The organism is Streptomyces sp. NPDC002513, from assembly GCF_053595355.1.
On record NZ_JBSFXK010000039.1, the window covers coordinates 22,205 to 37,917 of the forward strand.

General features: G+C 70.6%; 15 protein-coding genes and 2 pseudogenes. 8 read left to right on the forward strand and 9 right to left on the reverse strand.

All coding sequences use genetic code 11. The annotated features are described in order from the left end of the window. Positions 1–6: 6 nt before the first annotated feature. Together ACWD5Q_RS23645 and ACWD5Q_RS23650 are read right to left on the reverse strand one after the other, a co-directional pair. Positions 7–483 (reverse strand): hypothetical protein, encoded by a 477-nt coding sequence (locus tag ACWD5Q_RS23645; protein ID WP_451429020.1) that lies wholly within the window; start codon positions 481–483, stop codon positions 7–9. Positions 484–1,049: 566 nt separating this feature from the next. Continuing rightward, positions 1,050–1,232, reverse strand: a pseudogene (locus ACWD5Q_RS23650) (alpha/beta hydrolase); the annotation flags it as partial. Positions 1,233–1,248: 16 nt separating this feature from the next. Here ACWD5Q_RS23650 and ACWD5Q_RS23655 point away from each other — a divergent pair. Further along, positions 1,249–1,629: pseudogene (locus tag ACWD5Q_RS23655) on the forward strand (DUF4240 domain-containing protein); the annotation flags it as partial. 18 nt (positions 1,630–1,647) lie between these two features. On the opposite strand, the gene ACWD5Q_RS23660 reads toward ACWD5Q_RS23655, so the two are convergent. The 3 genes from ACWD5Q_RS23660 to ACWD5Q_RS23670 form a co-directional block, all read right to left on the reverse strand. Then, positions 1,648–1,929: a DUF5958 family protein gene (locus ACWD5Q_RS23660; RefSeq protein WP_451429058.1), complete on the reverse strand. Its 282-nt coding sequence runs from the start codon at positions 1,927–1,929 to the stop codon at positions 1,648–1,650. Positions 1,930–2,237: 308 nt separating this feature from the next. Next, a complete protein-coding gene (locus tag ACWD5Q_RS23665; protein ID WP_451429021.1) occupies positions 2,238–3,161 on the reverse strand; it encodes a hypothetical protein in 924 nt (307 codons plus the stop codon). A gap of 35 nt (positions 3,162–3,196) precedes the next feature. After that, positions 3,197–3,373, reverse strand: coding sequence for a hypothetical protein (locus ACWD5Q_RS23670; RefSeq protein WP_451429022.1), 177 nt, complete (start codon positions 3,371–3,373; stop codon positions 3,197–3,199). A 190-nt stretch (positions 3,374–3,563) separates the two neighbouring features. Between ACWD5Q_RS23670 and ACWD5Q_RS23675 the strand changes: the two genes are divergently transcribed. The 3 genes from ACWD5Q_RS23675 to ACWD5Q_RS23685 all read left to right on the forward strand — a co-directional run bounded on the left by ACWD5Q_RS23675 (position 3,564) and on the right by ACWD5Q_RS23685 (position 5,287). Then, positions 3,564–4,070, forward strand: coding sequence for a helix-turn-helix domain-containing protein (locus ACWD5Q_RS23675; protein ID WP_451429023.1), 507 nt, complete (start codon positions 3,564–3,566; stop codon positions 4,068–4,070). A gap of 83 nt (positions 4,071–4,153) precedes the next feature. Then, a complete protein-coding gene (locus ACWD5Q_RS23680; RefSeq protein ID WP_451429024.1) occupies positions 4,154–4,801 on the forward strand; it encodes a hypothetical protein in 648 nt (215 codons plus the stop codon). 150 nt (positions 4,802–4,951) lie between these two features. Then, positions 4,952–5,287: a DUF2516 family protein gene (locus tag ACWD5Q_RS23685; RefSeq protein ID WP_451429059.1), complete on the forward strand. Its 336-nt coding sequence runs from the start codon at positions 4,952–4,954 to the stop codon at positions 5,285–5,287. Between the two features lie 23 nt (positions 5,288–5,310). Here the strand turns inward: ACWD5Q_RS23685 and ACWD5Q_RS23690 are convergent, their stop codons facing one another. The 3 genes from ACWD5Q_RS23690 to ACWD5Q_RS23700 all read right to left on the reverse strand — a co-directional run bounded on the left by ACWD5Q_RS23690 (position 5,311) and on the right by ACWD5Q_RS23700 (position 9,231). Then, positions 5,311–6,621 carry a PP2C family protein-serine/threonine phosphatase gene (locus tag ACWD5Q_RS23690; protein WP_451429025.1) on the reverse strand — a complete coding sequence of 437 codons (1,311 nt, stop codon included), beginning with the start codon at positions 6,619–6,621 and terminating at the stop codon, positions 5,311–5,313. 264 nt (positions 6,622–6,885) lie between these two features. Then, positions 6,886–8,013 carry a C40 family peptidase gene (locus tag ACWD5Q_RS23695; RefSeq protein ID WP_451429026.1) on the reverse strand — a complete coding sequence of 376 codons (1,128 nt, stop codon included), beginning with the start codon at positions 8,011–8,013 and terminating at the stop codon, positions 6,886–6,888. A 399-nt stretch (positions 8,014–8,412) separates the two neighbouring features. Further along, positions 8,413–9,231: a class I SAM-dependent methyltransferase gene (locus tag ACWD5Q_RS23700; RefSeq protein WP_451429027.1), complete on the reverse strand. Its 819-nt coding sequence runs from the start codon at positions 9,229–9,231 to the stop codon at positions 8,413–8,415. Between the two features lie 248 nt (positions 9,232–9,479). Between ACWD5Q_RS23700 and mshA the strand changes: the two genes are divergently transcribed. From mshA to ACWD5Q_RS23715, 3 genes are all read left to right on the forward strand, one after another. Then, a complete protein-coding gene (gene mshA / locus ACWD5Q_RS23705) occupies positions 9,480–10,820 on the forward strand; it encodes a D-inositol-3-phosphate glycosyltransferase (protein WP_451429028.1) in 1,341 nt (446 codons plus the stop codon). Positions 10,821–10,844: 24 nt separating this feature from the next. Beyond that, on the forward strand, positions 10,845–11,345 hold the full coding sequence (locus ACWD5Q_RS23710) for a YbjN domain-containing protein (protein WP_451429029.1): 501 nt from the start codon (positions 10,845–10,847) through the stop codon (positions 11,343–11,345). A 228-nt stretch (positions 11,346–11,573) separates the two neighbouring features. Then, positions 11,574–13,241 carry a glycosyl hydrolase family 28-related protein gene (locus tag ACWD5Q_RS23715; protein WP_451429060.1) on the forward strand — a complete coding sequence of 556 codons (1,668 nt, stop codon included), beginning with the start codon at positions 11,574–11,576 and terminating at the stop codon, positions 13,239–13,241. A gap of 242 nt (positions 13,242–13,483) precedes the next feature. Here ACWD5Q_RS23715 and ACWD5Q_RS23720 read toward each other — a convergent pair whose 3' ends face one another. After that, the gene (locus ACWD5Q_RS23720) at positions 13,484–14,743 is read right to left on the reverse strand and encodes an MDR family MFS transporter (protein ID WP_451429030.1); all 1,260 of its coding nucleotides are present in this window, start codon (positions 14,741–14,743) and stop codon (positions 13,484–13,486) included. A gap of 175 nt (positions 14,744–14,918) precedes the next feature. Here ACWD5Q_RS23720 and ACWD5Q_RS23725 point away from each other — a divergent pair, with 175 nt between their 5' ends. After that, positions 14,919–15,680, forward strand: a complete 762-nt coding sequence (locus ACWD5Q_RS23725) for a phosphoglyceromutase (protein ID WP_451429031.1) — start codon at positions 14,919–14,921, stop codon at positions 15,678–15,680. The last annotated feature ends 33 nt before the right edge of the window (positions 15,681–15,713 follow it).

Genomic DNA, 15,713 nt, shown 5'->3' on the forward strand with positions numbered 1-15,713 from the left:
GTCCGTTCAGCCTTGTGTCGGGCCCGGCGTCGGAGGGGTTCCCAATGTCACGTCCCCAACGCGCAAGGCGGCTACGGAGCCATGGTCGGCCCTGATATCCACATCGCCGCCGATGGCCTGTCCACGGTCACCGGCGGACACGGTGCCCGGGGCGACCTGAGCGTCGAGCAGAGCACGCAGTTCCTCGGCGGCCCGCTCCTGCTCGCACTGACTCAGACTCTCCAGGGCCCGCTCGAAGTGCGCCTGCCACGCGGCCTGTTGCCTGATAGCGACCGTGTCGGCTTCACTGCCCCCGGCGGCGGCCATGAGCGCGTCCGCGCTTCGATCGAGGCGCTCCAACTCGACACGCTCTCGCTCCTCATCTCCGTGCCCGAACCATCGGGCGACCGCATGCTGGAATCCCGTCCAGGTACTGGTTCCTGCCGCCTGCACCACCGCGGTACCTCCCGCTGCGGCCAGTGCCGTGAACGCCTCCGCCAGCATCCGCCGTCCTCTCGTCCGCCGATTCAGTCGGAGATTCCGCGTCCGACGCCTGAGATCGTATTGCTCGGTGCCGTCCGGTCGCAGAGCCTCGGCCAAGACAATGTCCCACGGCGCTCGACGGTTCCCAACGCCCGCTGGGGCTGGGCAAGCGCATCATAAGGTGCGGCATTATGAACTGACTGTTGCGCAATAGTAAACCTCGTCCCCCGCGACGCCAGGGTTCTCGGGCCGCCCGACAACCCGCCCGCCGTTCGGGCTGGTCAGGCCTGTCCAGGGTGGGCAACGCGCAGCGTGGAGCGCCGCAATGCCGCCGCAGGTGCCCTGGGGCTCTGACTGCGGTGCTTACGGTTGAGTGGGACGAGCGGGCTCCTCCTCTCCCGCTCAACCGTGGGCAGCCGCCTCTGGGGGCGTGCATCGCGAAAGTCCACCGATCGCCCCGGCGTTCCTGGTGGGGTGAGCCTGCGGGATCCCACTGGACTTGGGCGTGCCGGTGCGCCGGCCTGAGCTTGCTCACGCGATGGGGTCCGGTGCACCTGCTGCAACACCGCCAAGCGCCGGGTGGAGTGTCAGCGCGCTGCGAGGTCTGCGAGCAGCTCGGCGGCGGGCTTCGGGTGGACGAGCCAGCGCAGGTGACTCCCCTGGAGTGTCCGGACGTCGAAGGGGTTGTCCGGTGTGAGCGCGTCGGCTTCGCGAATCATGCGGTCCTGCACGGCGGGCGGAACGCTGGCATCGGCGGCCAGGCGCACATAGGGCGGCTGGTGTTCGGACGACGGATTCTGCTACTTCGGCCTGTGGATGGTGGGGATCGGTCGGGAAGCCTTCGTGCGGGCAGTGATCGATCCCGACGCTCTGGCCGACACTCCAGAGGTTCAGTGCCTGGTGGGTCGCCCTCGGGAGCTCTGGAACGACGACTGGCCGGAGTGGGAGTCTCTCGACTACGTCGCCATGGAGGCGTATGGGCTACTCACCCGCGCGGATGACGACTGCGGCGACGCATTCTATGAAGCGGTCGAAGCCGAGCAGGGCGCTGTAGGCGGCAATCCAGGGGCGCGCGGCGAGCAGTGGGACGTGCGATGCGAAGACGAGGCGATGCGCAAACTGCCGAGGCTGAGCGTGATGTTTCCCCTCCGGCCACTGGCCCGGTAGGCGCGAAAGCGCGAGGCATCAGGCCGAGGCTTCGGGGGTGTCGACAGACAGGCGATGCCACGCGTGGCCGCAACCGTCGGAGCAGAAGCGCTCTCGTCGGCGTTCGTCGGCGACGGCCAGCACCGCGATCAGTAGCCGGAATGACTTGAGGCGCTCGTCGTGCGGGGTGAGACTGGCGATCTTTCCGAGTTGCTGGTCGATCCGCCCTCGTGTGATCAGAACTGCCGGTGTGTGCGTGGCGCGGAGTCCGGCGCGTCGGATACTTTCCGGGCCGTCCTCGGCGGTGGCGCGGGCCTGAATTCAGAAATGTGACAGGAGGCGCAGGGTGTTGGACTGCTCTCAGTCGAGAGGCCCTCGAACCACTCGATTTCCTGTGGCATCGGCCGAAGCTCCTGGGCGAGTTCGTTGAGAATGATGTACGGATCAGTCATTCTCGCGCCCCCGTTGCGCTCGATTCACAGACTTTCCCGGTCATCCAAGCAGACCATCGGGTGCCTAGAAAGGCAGTTCGTCGGCTTCCAACGGCTCTGAGTACCTGTTTTCGATGCTGACATGACAGGATCTCGGCAGGGTTGCGAGCACCCTGGCGCAAGGTCCGAGGCGCTGTTCTACAACGGCATGAACCAGTGGATATCGAAGTATTTGGCGGTGGAGAGGGTGTGCTGCCTGTCGGTGAGCATGCGGTAGATGAATTCGGTGGTTGAGCCGTCAAACCGCTCCCAGACGTCACGGGCGTCATCGGTTACGAGGACGGGCCATTGGTCAGGGTCGGTGCCCTGTGCGAGCCAGAAGACCTCATCGGTCCCGTCGGGGGTTGTTCCCCATTTCAGCAGCCCACCTGGGGCCGGGAACACGTCGTACGGTTCCCAGAGGTTGCGGTGCTGCTCACGCCACTGGGCCAGCCATTCGGTGTCCCGGACAATGTCGGGAGCCGTTCCGATGTTGCGCTTGTGATGTCGTCCGCTCGGGACAGACAAGCTCAGGTAGCCGTCGAAGGCGCCGTATCCGAATAGTTCTGCCAGCTGCTTGTAGTCACTCGGTAGCGCGGTGCCCAGTCGGCTCTCGACATCTGCCCAGTCCACCGTGTGGGGCACATCCGCGCTCCATCCCGTGATGGCGACGACCTTGTCCAACCATGAGGCGTCCGGTGGCAGCCCGCCGGCCGCGGGGTCCGCTCGCTCGGCAATGAGTACCCCCGGTTGTATGCCGTCTCCAATACGGGTGGTACCGCAGCCGATCCACCGGCTCCGGCACGCCCAGGCGTGCATCTCAACCAGGTCCTGGCCGAACGGCTCGACAAGTGGCAGCCCGGTCCCCTCAGTCGTCTTCGGATCGGTGTGCCCGTTGTCGACGAGCGGGCGTGGACGCCCGTACCAGTTGCCCAGCTTCTCCAGTAGCGCGGGGAAGGTCATGTCTTGGGGCAGTGGTAGACATACATGGCCTGGCGCGTGCCCCGCCTCCTGGCATTCCAGGTGCCCGGTGTCTACCCACGCCAGGTGGTGCACCTTTTCGAGAAGGTCCTGCTCAGTCATGCCAGGACAGTAGGACAGGGCACGGACAGTCGTCGTTACAGCGTGAGCCCCAGCGTCTCCTCGGCTCGCTCCAGCTCCTCCGCTCGCGTACCCGCGCCGTCGGCGAGCGGCTCCGCACACGCTGCGGCAAAGTCCCGAACGAAGGCCCAGGCTCGCGCCCTGCCGGGTATCCCACCGCGCAGAGCTTGAGCCACGTCGAACTCGTCAACCATGCGGTGGACCGTACAGGCCGACCAGCTTCGCCGGGACTCCGCCAGGTCGTTTGCCGGAACCGCTGAGACTCGCCACATCTACTGAGAACGGACAACAGGACACTTCAAGACATCCCGGCCCCCGCGGCGCGGCGCACTCTTGCAAGCGGGTTGCTTGCAATTGTTAGCGGGGGTGGGGCACAGTGGAGGCATGGCATCGCTCAACGTCGGCAATCTCGGCGAGTACCTGCGCGAACAGCGGCGCAACGCGCAGCTCTCGCTCCGGCAGCTCGCCGAAGCCGCCGGGGTGTCCAATCCGTATCTGAGCCAGATCGAGCGCGGGCTGCGCAAGCCGAGCGCGGAGGTGCTGCAGCAGGTCGCCAAGGCGCTGCGGATCTCCGCCGAGACGCTGTACGTGCGGGCCGGCATCCTCGACGCCGAGCGGGACAGGGGGGAGGGCGCGACGTACGCCGTCATCCTCGCCGATCCCACGCTCACCGAGCGGCAGAAGCAGGTGCTGCTCCAGATCTACGAGTCCTTCCGCAAGGAGAACGGGTTCGAGATCGCGGCGGGCACGGCGGACGAGAACGGCCGGGTGGCCCCGAAGGCTCCGGACACGGACGACGTCCAGGACACCGACACCTCCGGCCCCCGCACGGCCGACGACAGCGATGCCGGTCCGCGGCGCGACACCCGTCGACCGGGCCGGCCGGCATGACCAGGCCGGTCGGGGCGACCGGAGCGCGAGCGGCGGACCGCCTCAAACCCTCAGTCGAAAGCCGAACCGGGAGGACTGTTCCCATGGCCATCACCGACGACCTGCGCAAGACCCTCAGCGACCCGACCCCGCTCTACTTCGCCGCCGGCACCGCCGACCTGGCCATCCAGCAGGCCCGGAAGGTCCCCGGTCTGGTCGAGCAGCTGCGCACCGAGGCCCCGGCCCGCATCGAGGCGGTGCGCAACACCGACCCGAAGGAGGTCCAGGAGAAGGCCGCGGCCCGTGCCAAGGAGGCCGGCGCCCGGGTGAAGGTGACGCAGGAGACCATCCAGGCGAGGGTCGGCGAGTTCCTGACCTCGCTCGACTCGGACCTGAAGAAGTTCGGGGGCACCCTCGACGCCGACCTGAAGAAGCTCGGTGAGACCGCCCAGGACATCGCCCTGCGTGGCGTCGGTGTCGCCGCCGAGTACGCGGTCAAGGCCCGGGAGACCTACGAGAAGGTCGCCGAGCACGGCGAGCAGGCCGTGAAGACCTGGCGCGGCGAGGCCGCCGACGAGATCGAGGACCTCGCCGTCGTCGTCGAGGGCAAGGCGGAGCCCGTCGAGGTCAGGGACGAGCAGAAGCCGGGCGAGGCCAAGGCCGAGCCCGCCGACGACAAGAAGGCCGCGCCGAAGAAGCCGGCGCCGGTCCGCAAGCCGGTGGCGAGGAAGACCACCCCGCCGGCCAAGTAGGCACCGCATGAGCGGCCCCGTGTGCGGCGGGCCACCGGTGACGGGCCGGGCACTTCGCCGGTGCTCGGCCCGTTGTACGGATACACGGCGGCCGGACACGGGTACGGTGGCCGTACAGAGGACTCGACCCGGGTGGTGGGCATTGTGCTGATGACGGCATTCGGCGGCTTCTTGTCGCTGCTCTATCTCGCCATGCTGGTGCTCGCCGTGGTGGCACTGGTGATGGCCACGCTGTACCGAGACGACGCGTATCGCGCCGCCGACAAGCAGAACAAGGGCTTCTGGCTGATCATCCTCGGTATCGCGGTCGCTGTGAACCTGCTGGTGCCGATGCTCTTCCTCCAGCTCGCCGGTCTGGTCGCCACGATCGTGTTCTTCGTGGACGTCCGGCCCGCGCTCAAGCAGGTCTCGGGCGGCGGCTGGGGCCGTCGCCGGCGCGGAAGCAGCAGCGACGGACCCTACGGCCCGTACAACGGCGGACGGTAGCCCCGGCCCGTTCGCACCCGGGGTTACGGCGCGCGGTCGAGCAGGACGACCGCCACGTCGTCCGTCAGCTCTCCGCCGTTGAGGTCGCGGACCTCCCTGACCGTCGCGCGCAGCAGCGCCTCGCCGGTCAGGCCCTCGGCCAGCCGGCGACGGACGAGTTCCACCATGCCGTCCTGGCCTAGGCGCTCCCGGCCCTCGCCGACGCGCCCCTCGATCAGACCGTCCGTGTAGAGCATCAGGCTCCAGGCAGAGCCCAGCTCGACCTGGGTCCGCGGCCAGCGGGCGCGCGGCAGCAGGCCGAGCGCGGGACCGTTGTTGCCGTACGGCAGCAGCTCGGCCGTGGGCGGCTCGCCGGACGGGCCCGGCCGTGCGATCAGCGGGGCCGGGTGGCCGGCCAGGCACAGCCCGGCGCGGCGGCCGTCCGGCGCGATGTCCACCGTGCACAGCGTCGCGAAGATCTCGTCGTTGTCCCGCTCGTGCTCCAGGACCTGCTGGAGCGTGGACAGCAGCTCGTCGCCGCACAGGCCCGCCAGCGTCAGCGCACGCCAGGCGATGCGCAGTTCCACACCGAGTGCGGCCTCGTCCGGGCCGTGCCCGCAGACGTCGCCGATCATCGCGTGCACCGTGCCGTCCGGCGTACGCACCGTGTCGTAGAAGTCACCACCGAGCAGCGCGCGCGAACGGCCGGGGCGGTAGCGGGCCGCGAAGCGCAGCGAGGAGCCCTCGAGCAGCGGGGTGGGCAGCAGACCGCGTTCCAGACGGGCGTTCTCCTGCGCCCGCAGCCTGGACTCCGTCAACCGCCGCTCGGCTGTGTCGGACCGCTTGCGTTCGACCGCGTAGCGGATCGCGCGGCTCAGCAGGCGTCCGTCGAGCTCGTCGCGGAACAGGTAGTCCTGGGCGCCGACGCGTACGGCCTCGGCGCCGCGCTCGGCGTCGCCGGACGCGGTGAGGGCGAGCACGGCATGGCGGGGCGCGAGCTGGAGCACGTGCCGCAGCACGGCCAGCTCGTCGTTCTCCTCGGCGGCCCGGCCGGGAGCGGGCAGCGCGAGGTCCAGCAGGATGCAGTGGACGTCGTCGGTGAGCAGCCGCTCGGCCTCGGTGAGGTTACGGGCGGTGCGCAGCCGGATGGGGCGGCCCGCCGAGTCGAGCAGCTCGGGCACGATGGGCGCGCCGGTCGGGTCGTCCTCGATCACCAGCAGGGTGAGCGTGTCGGCCGGGGCCTTGGTGCGGGTGGTCGGCCCCGGTGCGGCCTGGGTCCCGGGCAGGGACGCGGCTTGAGCCTGACCACTCTCCACGGCCGGGATCACTCTCTGCCGCGGTACGGGTACGGGCATCGTCTTGGGTTCCTTCCCTCCCCCCGAGGGCACCGGTGGGGCGAGGGACCTCGACCCACCGACGGGGACCTTAGCGGTAGCCGAGGCCGCAGCGGAATGCCCGGTGGCGTGGTATTGGGCGACGGGCCGCTGTCATATGCCGCATCCCGTACCGCAGTTGGACTCGGGTGACGTCACCGGGGATGACGAATGTCACGTAGGGCGGGGGCCGGGGGTGGCGTGCGCCGTGTCATGTGGGGCCCGTCACGGGGGACGGCCCGGCCCTCACGCCGTGTCCGGGCGCACCACTCCCAGGATCGGCATCGTGCCGGCGCCCGCGATCGTCACCGTGCGTCCCGGGCGCGGTGCGTGGACGATCGCGCCGTTGCCGACGTACATCGCCACATGGCTGGCGTCCTGGAAGTAGATGATCAGATCACCGGGGCGCATGTCCTTGACGTCGACGTGTCTGAGCCGCTTCCACTGCTCCTGCGAGGTGCGCGGGATGGTGGTGCCCGCCGCAGCCCAGGCCTGGGACGTCAGCCCCGAGCAGTCGTAGGACTTCGGGCCCTCGGCGCCCCACACGTACGGTTTGCCGATCTGGTCGGTCGCGAACTGCACCGCCTTGCGGCCCTCCGCGGAGGCCTTGGTGCTGATGTCCTTGAGTATGCCGGTGTCGAGCCAGGCGGTCTGGGCCTGGTGCGCGGCCTGTTCCTCCAGCTTCCGCAGCTGCTCCCGTTCCTGCTTCTTCAGCCGGGACTGGAGTTCCTCGGCGGCGGCGATCTCCTTCTCGATCTTCTTCTTGGCCTCGGCCTTGGCCTTGCGGTGGGCGTCGAGTGCCTTCCACTGGTCGGCGGCGTCTCGCGCGTACTGGTTCAAGTCCTCCTGGGTGCGCGTCATCTCGGTGAGCAGTCCCTCGGTCGCGTGCTCGCCCTGGCGGACGGTGCCCGCGCCGTCGAGGAACTTCTGCGGGTCGTTGCTCAGCCAGAGCCGGACCTCGGGCGGCAGCCCGCCGCCGCGGTACTGGGCGCGGGCCGCGGCACCTGCCCGGTCCTTCAACTCGGCCAGCCTCTGCCGGCCCTCGGTGATCCCCCGGGCCAGGTCGACGATCCGTGCCGACTGCTGCTCGGTCTGCTCCTCGGCCGCGTTGTACGCGTCTGTGGCGACCGCGGCGTCGTGGTACAGCTTGTCCAGTTTTCTGCGGACCGCTTCCAGGTCCTTGCCGGCCACCGGAGTTGACCCGTCGGCCGACGCAGTCGACCCGTCGGCCGCCGGGGCCGGATCGTCGGGCGGAGTGGGTGCGGGGGCCGGCCGGCCCGGGCTCGCATACGCGGCGCCCGGTGCGCCCAGCACGGTGACCGCGCAGACCAGGGCGATGGCCGCCGTGGTCAGGGCCCGCTTCCCGGATCCCATACTTCGCCCCCACATCTTGTTTACCGTCAGTAACTTGCAATGCCTGGGGGATCGTGCCATGTCGGCGGGCAAAGTGACAGGGACGGGACTTGGCCGCACAGAAATTCCCCCGCCTGCCGCACCTGGTACGACGATCTCCCTGCCTTCTCGGCCGCTCTCGTACGGCCGTTTCCCTGTTCTTGCGGCCACTCTCGTGCGGCTGTCTCCCTGCCCTGCCGACCGCTCCCGTATGGCCGTCTCCCTGCCCCTCGGTCACCCGCGCCCGGTGCTCTACCTGCCCCTCGGTCACCCACGCCCGGTGCTCTTCCTGCCCCCTTGGCCACCCCCGTACGGCGCTCTCCCGCGAATGTGACGAAGGGCGCAGGGGAATCGTTCCCCTCTCGCGGGTCGGGAAGCGTGTCAGGCGCGAGGCGCCAAGGCTCCCCAGGCGACCGTGACTTCGCCCTGGCGCCAGCGCGCCGGGCCGTCGGTCACCGGCCAGTCCGCCGTCAGCCGGCGGGCCGTGCGTATCCAGCGCTGGCGCGCGCCGTAGGACGCGAAGGGCGCGGAGGCGGCCCAGGCGCGGTCGAAGTCGCGCAGGAAGGCGTGCACCGGCTCGCCCGGGACATTGCGGTGGATCAGTGCCTTCGGCAGTCGCTCGGCCAGGTCGGACGGGCGGTCCAGGGAACCGAGGCGGGTGGCGAAGGTGACCGTGCGCGGCCCCTCCGGGCCGAGGGCGACCCATACGTGACGGCGGCCGATCTCGTCGCAGGTGCCGTCGACGAGCAGTCCGCCGCGGGAGCCGGTCGCCGGGTCGGCGGGGGAGAGGCGGGCGCACAGCCGCTCCCAGACGGCGGCGACCTCTCCCTCGTCGTACTGCCGCAGGACGTTGGCGGCGCGGATGAGGCAGGGGCGGCCGGGCACCGGCACCTCGAAGCCGCCGTGCCGGAAGGTCAGGCCCTCGCGGGCGTACGGCCGCGCGGCCGCGACCCGGGCGGGCTCGATCTCCACCCCGACCACCCGGGTGCGGGGCGCGGCCGTGCGCAGGCGGTGCAGCAGCTCGACCGCGGTCCAGGGGGCGGCCCCGTACCCGAGGTCGACGGCCAGGGGGTCCGCCGTGCGGCGCAGCTCGGCGCCGTGGACGGCGGTGATCCAGCGGTCCATCCGGCGCAGCCGGTTCGGATTGGTGGTCCCGCGCGTCACCGTACCCACGGGGCGGGACGCGGCGCGGGTTGACATGCGTACGAGAGTAAGCGGCGGCGCGGGGGTGGCGGGCGGCCTGTGGATAACGAGGGGGCGGGCGGCCTGTGGATAACTGGGCGACCAAGATCCCTGTGTACCCGCCCGTCGAACGGTTGATCGGAAATCGGTAATGATTCGGCAAAGCCATCCGCGGGGGAAATGGAGCGCCCCGCCCTGGCGTTCCCACCCTGAGGAGGGTGTGCGCTCCTCGCACACGGCATGCACGCAACAAGGAGGAACGCGACGTGAGCCAGTACGCCAGCAGGCTCGGGCGTCGCTCCCCGGCGGCTTCCCCCCGGCTTCGGCTGCCGCACCGCAGGCCCCGTCGCATTGCCATGCTCTCCGTGCACACCTCGCCGCTGCACCAGCCCGGCACGGGCGACGCCGGAGGCATGAACGTCTACATCGTGGAGCTGGCCCAGCGCCTGGCCGCGATCAACATCGAGGTCGAGATCTTCACCCGGGCCACCACGGCCGCCCTCCCGCCGGCCGTCGAACTCGCGCCCGGCGTCCTCGTCCGGCACATCGACGCCGGACCCTACGAAGGGCTCGCCAAGGAGGACCTGCCCGCCCAGCTGTGCGCCTTCACCCACGGCGTGATGCAGGCCTGGGCCGGCCACCGCCCCGGCTACTACGACCTCGTGCACTCCCATTACTGGCTCTCCGGCCATGTCGGCTGGCTGGCCGCCCAGCGCTGGGGCGCCCCGCTGGTGCACGCCATGCACACCATGGCCAAGGTCAAGAACGCCTCCCTCGCCGAGGGCGACACCCCCGAGCCCGCCGCCCGTGTGATCGGCGAGACCCAGATCGTGACCGCCGCCGACCGGCTCATCGCCAACACCGCCGAGGAGGCCTCCGAACTCGTACGGCACTACGCGGCCGACCCCGGCAAGGTCGCCGTCGTCCACCCGGGGGTCAATCTGGAGCGCTTCTGCCCCGCCGACGGCCGCGCCGCCGCCCGCGCCCGGCTCGGACTTCCGCAGGACGCGCTGATCCCCCTCTTCGCGGGCCGCATACAGCCCCTCAAGGCACCCGACGTGCTGCTGCACGCCGTCGCCGTCCTCCTCGACGAGCGCCCCGAGCTGCGCTCCCGCATCGTCGTACCGGTCGTGGGTGGCCCGAGCGGCAGCGGTCTCGCCAAGCCGGAGGGGCTGCAGAAGCTCGCCGCCCGGCTCGGGATAGCCGACGTCGTGCGTTTCCGGCCGCCCGTCGGACAGGAGCAGCTCGCCGACTGGTTCCGTGCCGCCTCCGTCCTGGTCATGCCGTCCTACAACGAGTCCTTCGGACTCGTCGCCATCGAGGCGCAGGCGGCCGGTACGCCGGTGCTGGCGGCCTCGGTCGGCGGGCTGCCCGTCGCCGTCCGGGACGGGCGGACCGGATTCCTGGTCCAGGGGCACGACCCCGCCGCCTACGCGCGCGTACTGAGCGGCTTCGCCGACGACCCGCTGCTGTGCGCCCGGATGGGCGAGGCCGCGGCCCGGCACGCCGAGTCGTTCGGCTGGGACACGGCGGCCGCGGCGACCGCCGGGGTGTACACGGAGGCCATGGGGGCCCACCGGCGCCGGGTGCGTGCGCACCACGGCTGACGCCCGTCGCGTTACGCTGCCCGCATGGCTGAGGAACAGCGGGCGGCGCAGGTCATCGAAGGGGTCCTCAAGGACGCCGAACTGGAATGGGAGAGCCCTCAGTCGGGCTCGTACGTCGTGAAGCTCCCCGGGACGCGCAAGCTGTCGACGACCGTCTCCCTGATCGTCGGCAGGCACTCCCTGTCCCTCAACGCCTTCGTGATCCGCCACCCCGACGAGAACGAGTCCGCGGTCCACCGCTGGCTGCTGGAGCGCAACCTCAAGCTCTACGGCGTGAGTTACGCCGTCGACCCGCTCGGCGACATCTATCTGACGGGCAGGCTGCCGCTGGCCGCGGTCACCCCCGAGGAGGTGGACCGGTTGCTCGGCTCGGTCCTGGAGGCGGCGGACGGCAGTTTCAACACCCTTCTGGAACTGGGGTTCGCCTCCGCGATCCGCAAGGAGTACGCCTGGAGGGTGGCGCGGGGGGAGTCGACGCGCAACCTGGACGCGTTCAGCCATCTGACTCGACGCTCCGGGAACTGACCCTCTGGACCGTACCCGCCAATCCCTGCACGACCCTTTCTCGGTCGGTGGGGCCCGTGGCATGCTCACTGCTGACGCAGATATGAACGTCGTTCATATCCATGGACGCTCTATGGGTGCTCCATGGATACGGCGATGGACGCTCCATGGCCGTTCCACGGGTACGGCGATGGAAATTCGCGTCTCTGAGAGTCCTCGGAATCCTGGGAAGGCGGTTCGGGCATGGGCATGGGGCACGCGGACATCAGCAGACGGAGCCTGCTCGGCAGCGCCATCGCCGTGGCGGCCGTCGCCGTAACCGGAACGACGGCGACGGCCGCCGCACCCGCCTCGCCGCGGGGTGAAGTGCCCCCGCTCTGGCGCGAGTTCGTCCGCGCTCCCTTCACCCACCCGCAGATCCCCTACGTCGGCCGGGCCGGCCACCGCCGCGGGGCGGCGCACTTCCCCCGCCGCCCCGTGGTGGCCGACGTGACCGCGTACGGAGCCGTGGCGGACGGCACGACCGACTGCGCACCCGCGATCAACCGTGCCATCGCCGCTGCCGGGAGGGCCGGCGGTGGCACGGTCATCATTCCGCCCGGCACCTTCCGCATCGACGGCCTGATCCGCATCGGGTACGACAACGTCGTGCTGCGGGGCGCGGGCAGCGGCCGTACGACGCTGTACGCGACGAAGAACCTCACCGAACTGATCGGCGTCTACGGCTCCCGGTACGGCGGCGACAAGTCCTCCTGGTCCTGGGCCGGCGGCCTCATCTGGCTGGCACCGACGGCCCGTTGGGACTCCCTGGTCTCGGCCATCCAGGCGAAGGCGTGGCCGTTCGAGGGCTGGACCGGCAACAAGCGCGACGAATGGGAGACACTGACCACGGTGTCCCCGGCCCGGCAGGGCTCCTGGACGGTGACGGTCGCCGACGCCCAGGGGCTGAGGCCGGGACAGCTCGTCCTGCTCCGCCTCGCGGACGACGCCGGGCACACCCTCCTGGAACACATGTCCGGCGGCGGGCCGGGCCCGGAGGCGTACGTCTGGGACGACAAGACCAAGCTGACGTCGTACGTCCCCTATGAGTGGCCCGTGCGCATCGCGCGCGTGTCGGGCCGGAAGGTCACGTTCGAGCGACCCCTGCCGCTCGATGTGCGCCCGGAGTGGGACCCGCGTCTGACGACACTCGTACCGGCGCTGACCGGCGCCGGCGTGGAGGGACTGACCCTCCGGGCGGTCGAGACCCCGCAGGCCCCGCACCTGCTCGACAAGGGCTACAACGGGGTCGTGTTCCAGTGTGCGTACGACTGCTGGGCCGACGATGTCGTCGTCACCGATGTGGACAACGGCTTCGGCCTGGTCGCCGCCTCCTCCTGCACCCTGCGCCGCACCCGTGTGACGGGCCGGGGCTCGCACCACCCGTACTTCTGCCGGGAGGGCGCGCACGACAACCTGATCGAGGACTTCACCATCGAGCAGCGCACGGTCCCGGCCCCGCCGAACACCCAGCTCCACGGCATCAACGTGGAGGGACTGTCCTCGTACAACGTCTGGTCGCGCGGCGAGATGCAGATGGGCACGTTCGACTCGCACCGCGGGCTGCCGTTCGCGAACGTCCGCACGGACATCACGGTGAACAACAACGGCCGCCACGGCGGGGACGCGTCCGCGGGGCCCCTCTTCGGCGCCCGCTTCACCCACTGGAACATCCGCGTCACCAACGGCCGCGCCGGCCTGATGAAGATCGACGGACTGGCCCCCTGGTCGGCGACCGTCGGCCTGAACGAGGTCAGCGAGTTCGACCAGATCGACGTGCCCGACTTCACGGGCGACCTGCACTCCCGGCTGGAGCTGTACGGCACGACGGACGTGGTCCGGCCGCGGAACCTTTATGAGGCTCAGCGGGAGCTGTAGCCCTCGAACTCCTACGAGGCCCAGCGGGAGCTGTAGCCCTCACTCCCGCGGTGGGCTGAAGCGGCCGGTCAGCAGGGCGAGCCGGCGGTGGTGCTGCTCGCCGATGTCGGCGTGGGCCCGGCCCACCGCGGCGAGGGCCTTGCGCGGGGAGGGCGCGGAGGGGCGCGCGGCTTCCTCCGGGCGCGGAGTGCCGCTCGGGCCGGGTCGGCCTCCGGCGGGGCGTTTCAGGTGCGGAGCGCCGCTCAGGCCGCGCCGACCTCCGTGCCCGCCGTCTTGGCCGTCGCCTTCGCGCCCGCCGCGGCCTCCTGTGCCGGAAGGCCGCGCATCAGCGCCCCGTACCCGGCCGCGGCGCCCGTGCCGACCGCCGCGCACAGGGCCCACAGCCACTCGGCGCCGAACCGGTCGATGACGAGACCGGACATCAACGGGGCGACCAGGCCGGCCACGGACCACGACAGGCTGTACATGCCCTGGTAGCGGCCGCGTCCGTGCGCCGGGGAGAGGCGGACGACGAGGCCCGTCTGGGTGGGCGCGTTGACGATCTCCGCGAGTGTCCACACGCACACCGTCAGCGCGAAGGCGCCGATCGACCCCGCGAAGGCGGTCAGCCCGAAGCCGTAGCCCGCGAGCAGGGACGAGGCCACCAGCAGCCGGCGCGGGTCGCGGTGCTCGATGAACCGGGTGACCGGGATCTGGAGTGCCACGATCAGCACGCCGTTGACGGCGATCGCCAAGCCGTAGTCCGCGGGCGTGAACCCGCCCCGGCCCATCGCCACCGGCAGGCCCACGGACCCCTGCTGGAAGACCAGGGCGACGAGGAAGGACAGCCCGACCACGCCCATGAAACGGCCGTCACGCAGCACGGTCCCGAGACGCACGTCGTCGTCGGCCTCCTCGGGGAGCGGCGCCGGCCGCGACTCGGGCAGCTTCACGAAGATGACGACCGCGCAGATCATCGTCATCCCCGCCTCGATCAGGAACCCGGCCAGATAGCTGAACTCGGCGATGAGCCCCGCGGCCATGGAGGAGACGGCGAAGCCGAGGTTGATCGCCCAGTAGTTGAGGGAGAAGGCGCGGAGCCGGTCCTCCGGCCGGACGATGTCGGCCATCATCGCCTGCACGGCCGGGCGGGAGGCGGTGGAGGCCATGCCGACGACGAACGCGACGGCGGCGATGGCGACCGGGTCGCGCATGAAACCGAGCAGGGCCACGGAGAGGGCCGTGGACGACTGGGCGATGAGGAGGGTCGGCCGCCGTCCGAGCCGGTCGGCCATCACCCCCGCCCCGAGGGAGGAGACGACTCCGCCGAGCCCGAGCAGCGAGGCCACGAGCCCGGCGTACGAGGCGGAGTACCCGCGGTCCAGGGTGAGGTAGAGCGCCATGAAGGTGGCGACGAAGCCGCCGAGCCGGTTGACGAGCGTGCTGGTCCACAGCCACCAGAACTCCCGGGGAAGCCCGGAGACGGTCTCCCGGGCGGCGCGCCTGAGGGCGGCGAGTGACATGCGTGATCCCCCACGTGTGTAAGCGGCTCCAGCGGTGAGCACAACTTACTGGGGTGGTGCTCGGGGCGGCCACTCGATTAACAGATGCCGTCAACTGTCGTACGGGCGAGGGGGCACCCGTCCGCCCTCCGGGCGGGCAGGCAGGGCGGCGAACGCGTGGATTACGCTCTGAGGCATGGCCGACGCACCGTACAAGCTGATCCTCCTCCGCCACGGCGAGAGCGAGTGGAACGCGAAGAACCTGTTCACCGGCTGGGTGGACGTCAACCTGAACGAGAAGGGCGAGAAGGAGGCGGTCCGCGGCGGTGAGCTGCTGAAGGACGCCGGCCTGCTGCCCGACGTGGTCCACACCTCCCTCCAGAAGCGCGCGATCCGCACCGCGCAGCTCGCCCTGGAGGCGGCCGACCGCCACTGGATCCCGGTCCACCGCTCCTGGCGCCTGAACGAGCGCCACTACGGCGCCCTCCAGGGCAAGGACAAGGCGGCGACGCTGGCCGAGTTCGGCGAGGAGCAGTTCATGCTCTGGCGCCGCTCGTACGACACCCCGCCCCCGCCGCTGGCCGACGACTCCGAGTTCTCCCAGGCGAACGACCCGCGCTACGCGTCGATCCCGCCGGAGCTGCGCCCGAACACGGAGTGCCTGAAGGACGTCGTCCTCCGCATGCTGCCGTACTGGTACGACGGCATCGTCCCGGACCTGCTGGCCGGCCGCACGGTCCTGGTCGCGGCCCACGGCAACAGCCTGCGGTCCCTGGTCAAGCACCTCGACGGCATCTCGGACGCCGACATCGCGGGCCTGAACATCCCGACGGGCATCCCGCTCGCGTACGAACTGGACGCCGACTTCAAGCCGGTCACCCCCGGCGGCACATACCTCGACCCGGAGGCGGCCGCGGCGGCGATCGAGGCGGTCAAGAACCAGGGCAAGAAGAAGTAAGCCGAATTGATAAAGGCCCCTACCTGGGCTTTC

Bases quoted from the DNA above. Each gene is read 5' to 3' on its own strand.
- ACWD5Q_RS23710 (WP_451429029.1), top strand. From the start codon at position 10,845: ATGGCTGAGGAACAGCGGGCGGCGCAGGTCATCGAAGGGGTCCTCAAG.
- ACWD5Q_RS23695 (WP_451429026.1), bottom strand. From the start codon at position 8,013: ATGGGATCCGGGAAGCGGGCCCTGACCACGGCGGCCATCGCCCTGGTC.
- ACWD5Q_RS23685 (WP_451429059.1), top strand. From the start codon at position 4,952: ATGACGGCATTCGGCGGCTTCTTGTCGCTGCTCTATCTCGCCATGCTG.
- ACWD5Q_RS23715 (WP_451429060.1), top strand. From the start codon at position 11,574: ATGGGGCACGCGGACATCAGCAGACGGAGCCTGCTCGGCAGCGCCATC.
- ACWD5Q_RS23720 (WP_451429030.1), bottom strand. From the start codon at position 14,743: ATGTCACTCGCCGCCCTCAGGCGCGCCGCCCGGGAGACCGTCTCCGGG.
- ACWD5Q_RS23700 (WP_451429027.1), bottom strand. From the start codon at position 9,231: ATGTCAACCCGCGCCGCGTCCCGCCCCGTGGGTACGGTGACGCGCGGG.
- ACWD5Q_RS23665 (WP_451429021.1), bottom strand. From the start codon at position 3,161: ATGACTGAGCAGGACCTTCTCGAAAAGGTGCACCACCTGGCGTGGGTA.
- ACWD5Q_RS23670 (WP_451429022.1), bottom strand. From the start codon at position 3,373: ATGGTTGACGAGTTCGACGTGGCTCAAGCTCTGCGCGGTGGGATACCC.
- ACWD5Q_RS23675 (WP_451429023.1), top strand. From the start codon at position 3,564: ATGGCATCGCTCAACGTCGGCAATCTCGGCGAGTACCTGCGCGAACAG.
- ACWD5Q_RS23690 (WP_451429025.1), bottom strand. From the start codon at position 6,621: ATGCCCGTACCCGTACCGCGGCAGAGAGTGATCCCGGCCGTGGAGAGT.
- ACWD5Q_RS23680 (WP_451429024.1), top strand. From the start codon at position 4,154: ATGGCCATCACCGACGACCTGCGCAAGACCCTCAGCGACCCGACCCCG.
- ACWD5Q_RS23725 (WP_451429031.1), top strand. From the start codon at position 14,919: ATGGCCGACGCACCGTACAAGCTGATCCTCCTCCGCCACGGCGAGAGC.
- ACWD5Q_RS23645 (WP_451429020.1), bottom strand. From the start codon at position 483: ATGCTGGCGGAGGCGTTCACGGCACTGGCCGCAGCGGGAGGTACCGCG.